Raw genomic sequence first — 2,235 nt, forward strand, 5'->3', positions numbered from 1 at the left:
CTACCAAGCCTCCCATGACCGGATCGGAGCCGGCCAATTGCTGCCCACCCAGAACGGGATCAAAGTTTTCCGCCATCCCTCTCAAGTTAACCTCCCAACCACCTGCTGCTGCATAAGGGTCTTTTGAGTTTGCAAATCTACTACCGTTACCCGCAAAGTTCGCCCAGCATCGACGGCAAAGGTGACCTGCAAACGATCCACTCCTACCTGCCCTGGGGGCTTGAGAGGAATGGAAAGCTGCTTGTGGCTCCCAAGGGGACGAAAGCTAGAAGCTGCGCTGCTGTTACGAATCTGCATCCGACCGTCGGGACCGTAAACAACTTCTGTTGCCCCTTCCTCGGCCATCTCACCAACCACCAGGTTGATGTGGCTTTGTCCATTGGCGTTGGCCTGCAAGGGAGGCAGTTCCACCGTGGCAGGATAGGCCGTGCCGCTCTTAAAGAGAGGGAAAAAGTCGGGCGCCTGCAAATAGGGATTCCAGAGCCGCAGGGCGTAGGTATGGCGGAGATGATCTTGAAGGCGGGCAAACTGGGTGAAGGCCAGAGCGCCGTGGGCCACTGCCTCAAACGGCTTGTGGTACTTAACCTTGTCGCGGCCAAAGAGGCTAATGACCTGATGCTGCACCCCTGGAATGAGGCTGGTGCCACCCACCAACACCACCTGGTGGATATCTCGTTTAGAGATCCCTTTGTTGTGGGCTTTCTCGATGACCTCATCGATGGCTTCTCTTAGCCGCGTCAGCAGGCCGCGCTCTTCCAACAGCTCCTGGAGTTGTTCGCGCTGAAGCGTTAAGGTGTGGGTCTCAAAGGAGTCTTCATCCAGCCAGGCCTCGCTGGCCTGAGAATGGCTGGAGAGGCGGATCTTGAGCCGCTCAGCAACCTCGCACAGAACCTGGAAGCTGCTGGCCGGAACCTGGTGTCGCTTGCGGCCCAACTGCTCCAGCAGCCATTCGGCAATCCAGATATCGATATCGACGCCGCCACAGCCATAGGCCCGGTCAGTTTTGGCAATGACCTCAGCTCGGTAAGCAGTGCCCTGCTTTGGCTTCAAGATTTTGACCAAAGAGAGGTCGAGAGTTCCGCCCCCCAAATCGACCACCAAAATCAGGGATCCCGGTTCCTGCACCCCGTAGCCCAAAGCAGCCGCGGTGGACTCGTCGAGGAACACAACCTGTTGGATCCCTAGGGAGCCAAACACCTCTTGCAGGTTGTGCAAATAGGCCTCGTAGGCTCCCACCGGCACGGTCAAGATCACCTTATCGGGCTGCCAGCCCTCCGCCTTGAGTTTGGCAAGAAGCTGCTGCAGAAAGATCCGCGTGGCCTCTTGGGCTGTGTAGGCCTGTCCATCCACATAGGTTGGGGCCGGCTGGAATTGTTGAGAGAGATCCCGCTTAAAGCCTTTGAATAGGCGCTTGGGATCCCGTTTGGCCTGGGCAGGTGCCCCAATCAAAAATTGCTGGTTTTGGCCGACAAAGAGAACCGAGGGAATTAGAGGCGGGCTGCCGTCGTAGCGGTGGGTGATCCCTGGTATGTCGATCACAATCGGCTTTCGATTTTGATAGGCACAGACCACCGTATTGGAAGTGCCAAAATCAATAGCCAACGTCGTCATGCTGCCAAGGAAGGTAGAGTGCGACTGACTTTGGCTCGAACTAAAACTTGATCCCTAAGTCGATAGCCCACAAAGCGAACGTAGACCGGCTCGCCCGCCTGGATATCCTCCTCATCTGCCTGGTGGCTTTCTGGGTCATAGGCCACCTGTTGCCACACCTGGCCAATGGTTTCCAACTGCCAGTCTTCCAACAAGTTGCCCAGACAGTTCAGCAAAGCCAAGACTTGCTGGGCAGGGTAATCCGGTCGCCTCTGCACAACCTGCTGCAGGGTGGGGTATTGCACCAAAAGAGGCTTGAGCTTTTCCACTAGTTCGGCGCGGATTTGATGGCGCAATTGCCCTTCCTGCTGTTCTAGCTGTTTGTGCAGCCGCTGCACTTCCTGAGCCGTTTCTGCAGGCTCCAATGCTAGCTCGATTCCGCTGAAATCTTGAATAAGGCTCGGCAAGGGCACTTGCAAAATGCTGGCCGCTCGATTGAGATCGGCTAACTTCAGCTTTTCGGCCTGGCCAGTTCTCAGGGCATTTAGGGCTCCTCGACTCAGTTTGGCCTTTTGTCGAAGCTCTCGCCAGGTTGAGATACCGGCAGCCTGCATGAGATTGCGCAGCAGGGTATCATGACTTTTC

General features: G+C 56.3%; 2 protein-coding genes. Both read right to left on the minus strand.

The features are described 5' to 3' along the window. Positions 1–81 precede the first annotated feature (81 nt). Entirely contained in the window at positions 82–1,611 is a 1,530-nt protein-coding gene (locus NW827_RS10055; protein ID WP_414404166.1) for an Hsp70 family protein, read from the minus strand. Beyond that, positions 1,608–2,235: helix-turn-helix domain-containing protein (locus NW827_RS10060; protein WP_414503641.1), on the minus strand; the 628-nt coding region annotated here is incomplete at its 5' end. The genes NW827_RS10060 and NW827_RS10055, both read right to left, overlap by 4 nt.

This window comes from Synechococcus sp. H70.1 (assembly GCF_047502705.1).
Lineage (GTDB): Bacteria > Cyanobacteriota > Cyanobacteriia > Thermostichales > Thermostichaceae > Thermostichus.